This is a genomic window from Dactylosporangium siamense (genome assembly GCF_016862795.1).
In the GTDB taxonomy this organism is placed as follows: domain Bacteria; phylum Actinomycetota; class Actinomycetes; order Mycobacteriales; family Micromonosporaceae; genus Dactylosporangium; species Dactylosporangium siamense.
In genome coordinates, this window is the sequence record NZ_BONQ01000243.1 from 1 (window position 1) to 4,044 (window position 4,044).

General features: G+C 72.9%; 1 protein-coding gene. It reads left to right on the forward strand.

What is annotated here, in order from left to right:
- On the forward strand, positions 1-4,044 hold a 4,044-nt coding region (locus tag Dsi01nite_RS56695; protein ID WP_203854853.1), incomplete at both ends, for a non-ribosomal peptide synthetase.

Below are 4,044 nucleotides of genomic sequence, written 5' to 3' on the forward strand. Positions count from 1 at the left end.
CTCGCTGCTGGCCACCCAGGCGGTGTCGCGGCTGGCGGCAGCGTTGAACACGGATATTCCGTTGGCGGTGCTGTTCGACCATCCCACGATCGCGGGGTTGGCGGGGGTGCTGGAGGATGCGGCGCGGACCGGGCCGGCGGCGCCGCCGATCGTCCCCGTTGACCGTGGCCGGCCGTTGCCGTTGTCGTTCGCGCAGCAGCGGCTGTGGTTCCTGCACCAGCTGGAACCCGACTCGACCGAATACAACGTGTACCGACCCATGCACATCGCCGGGGAGCTGGACGTGTCCGCGTTGCGCGGGGCGCTGGACGCGATCGTGGAGCGGCACGAGGTGCTGCGGACCCGGCTGGTCGCCGACGCCGAGGGGGTGCCCTGGCAGGTCGTCGACCCGCCGAGCGGGTGCCCGCTGGAGCTGGTGGACCTGAGCGGCGAGCCGGATCCGATGGGCGCGGTGCGTGATCGGATCGCGGCGGATGCGGCGGTGCCGTTCGATCTGGCGGTCGGTGTGATCCGGGGCGTGTTGTTCCGGCTGGGGCCGGACGATCATGTGCTCGGGCTGTCGATGCATCACGTCGTGTCGGACGAGTGGTCGGCGCGGATTCTGCGCGACGAGTTGGACGCGTTGTACCGGGCGTTCCGCGAGGGCCGGCCGTCGCCGCTGGCGGCGCTGCCGGTGCAGTACGCCGACTTCGCCGCGTGGCAGCGTGACTGGCTGTCGGGTGCGGTGCTGGAAGGCCAGCTGGACTACTGGCGCACCAGGCTGGCTGGCGCGCCCGTCCTCGAGCTGTCCACGGATCGGCCGCGCTCGGCGGTGCGTTCGTCGGCCGGCGACGTGGTGGAGTTCGAGGTGCCGCGGGACGTGGCCGAGGCGCTGCGGGAGGCGGCCCGGGGCAGCGCCGCGACGATGTTCATGACCCTGCTCGGCGCGTTCACCGTGCTGCTGGGCCGGTACGCCGGTCAGGACGACATCGTGGTCGGCACCCCGATCACCAACCGGAACCGGGCCGAGGTCGAGGGCCTGATCGGCTTCTTCGTCAACACCCTGGTCCTGCGCACCGACCTGTCCGGCGACCCGACGTTCGCCGAGCTGCTGGGCCGGGTGCGGCAGACGGCGCTGGAGGCCTTCGGGCATCAGGACGTGCCGTTCGAGCGGCTGGTCGACGAGCTGGTGGTCGAGCGGGACCGCGCCCGCACGCCGCTGTTCCAGGTGCTGTTCAACTACGTCACGGCCGGGCCGGAGTCGCCGCAGGACGCCGACGGTGGGCAGGCAGGTCTCGACGGTGAGGTGATCGAGGATGCCAAGTTCGACCTCGGTGTGACGCTGGGCGAGGCCGGTGACACCGTGCGGGGCTCGTTGCAGTACAGCACGGCGTTGTATGACCGGGTCACGATCGAGCGGCTCGCTGAGGAGTTCGTGGACCTGCTGGCTCGGCTGTCGCAGGACCCGGCCCGGCGGTTGTCCGCGCTGCCGGTGTCGGCAACGGCGGCGCGTGACCTCGCGGTCCGCAACGAGACCGGCCGTCCGGTGCCGGCGGTGTCGGGTGTCGCGGATCTCATCATCGAGCGCCCAGGCGTGGCCGTGGTGTCCGGCGCGCAGGAGCTGTCGTATGCGGAGTTGGAGCACCGGTCCAACCGTCTCGCGCATCTGCTGCGCTCGGCGGGGGCGGGTCCGGAGACGGTCGTCGGCGTGTGTCTGGAGCGAGGAGTCGACCTCGTTGTCGCGGCGTTGGCGGTGTGGAAGGCCGGTGCGGCGTACCTTCCGCTGGATCCGGACCATCCGGAGGACCGGCTGAGCTACATGCTGTCGGACAGCGCGGCCACGGTGCTGCTGGGCCGTGGTGCGGTGGCCGAGGTGCTGGCCGGCGGGGTGCGGCTGGTGCGCCCGGACGATCCGGCGTTGCCGGCGCAGCCGGCCGACCGGCCCGTGGTGGAGGCGTCGGCGGATCGATTGGCGTATGTGATCTACACGTCTGGGTCGACGGGGCGGCCGAAGGGTGTGCAGGTCAGTCAGCGCAATGTGGTGAACTTCCTGGCCAGCATGGCGGTGGAGCCGGGTCTGGGTGCGGATGACGTGCTGCTGGCGGTGACGACGTTCGGGTTCGACATCGCCGGGTTGGAGGTGTTCCTGCCGTTGACGGTCGGCGGCACGGTTGTGGTGGCCGATCGGGACACCGCCCGCAGCGGCGAACTGCTGGCGGGCCTGATCGAGCGGTCCGGGGCGAGCGTGATGCAGGCGACGCCGGCGACGTGGCGGATGTTGGTGGAGTCCGGCTGGGCGGGCGCGCCCGGGCTGCGGGTGCTGTGCGGTGGCGAGGCGTTGCCGGTCGCCCTGGCAGAGGCGCTGCTGGAGCGCACCGCCGGGGTGTGGAACATGTACGGGCCGACAGAGACCACGATCTGGTCCGCGTGCCGCCGGCTCGAGCCCGGCGCGGGTGTGGACCTGGGCGCGCCGATCGCCAACACGCAGTTCCTTGTCCTGGACGCGATGCTGCGCCCGGCGCCGGTCGGCGCGGTCGGGGAGCTGTGCATCGGCGGGGTCGGCGTTGCTCGCGGCTATCGGGATCGAGCGGATCTGACGGCGGAGCGGTTCATCGCCGACGCGTTCGCCGCCGACGGTTCGCGGTTGTACCGGACCGGCGACATCGTGCGGTGGCGGGCCGACGGGCGGCTGGACTTCCTGGGCCGGACCGACCATCAGGTGAAGATCCGCGGGTTCCGGATCGAGCTGGGCGAGATCGAGGCGGTGCTGTCCGCTCACCCCGACGTCGCGACCGCCGTCGTGGTGGCCCGGGCCGACAACCGCGAACAGCGGCTCATCGCATACCTCGTGCCGGCCGACCCGCAGCGGGGTGTGCCGTCCACGGACGAACTGCGCCGGCACCTGCGCCACGACCTGCCGGAGTACATGGTGCCGGCGGCGTTCGTCGAGCTGTCCGAGCTTCCGCTCAACCCGAGCGGCAAGACCGACCGGGCGGCCCTGCCCGAGCCCGGCGCCGGGCGGCCCGGCCTCGACGGCTACCGCGCGCCGAGCACTCCGCACCAGGAGACCCTCGCCGGCATCTGGGCCGGCGTGCTCGGCCTGGACCGGGTCGGCGTCACGGACGACTTCTTCGCCCTCGGCGGCCACTCGCTGCTGGCCACGCAGGTGATGTCGCGGATCGTCGCGGTCTACGGCCGCCAGTTGCCCCTCGCCGCCCTCTTCGACCGCCCGACCGTGGCCGGCCTCGCCGAGCTGGTCGAGGGGGCCGACGCGGGCGCCGCGCCGCCCGTCGTGCCCGTGGGCCGAGAGCGGCCGCTGCCGCTGTCGTTCGCGCAGCAGCGGCTGTGGTTCCTGCAGCAGCTGGACCCCGCGGCCGTCGAATACAACATGCCCGTGCCCCTGCGCCTGACCGCGCCCGTGGACGTCGCCGCGCTGGGGGCGGCCCTCACCGCACTGGTCGAGCGGCACGAGGTGCTGCGCACGCGGCTCGTCGCCGACGACGCCGGCCATCCGATCCAGGTCGTCGAGGCGCCGGCAGACTTCCGGCTCGAGGTCGCCGACCTGACGGGGACGGCCGACCCGGCGCTCGAGGCCGACCGGCGGATCGCGGCCGACGCGGCGACCCCGTTCGACCTGGCGACCGGCCCGCTGCTGCGCGGCGTGCTCTACCGCCTCGGCGACGACGAGCACGTGCTCGGGCTCTGCATGCACCACGTCGTGTCGGACCAGTGGTCGATGCGGATCCTGCAGGACGAGCTCGGCGCGCTGTACGAAGCGATCCGGCGGGGCGAACCGTCGCCGCTCGCGCCACTGCCGGTCCAGTACGCCGACTTCGCCGTCTGGCAGCGCGACTGGCTACGCGGCGAGGTCCTCGACCGCCAGCTCTCCTACTGGCGGGACCGCCTCACCGGCGCGCCCGTGCTGGAGCTGCCGACCGACCGCCCCCGCCCGGCGGTGCGGACCGTCAACGGCGACCGGGTCGTCTTCGACGTCCCGGCCGAGGTGGCCTCGGCCCTTCGGGCGCTGGCGCGACGCAACGCGGCAACCGTGTCGATGACGGTGCT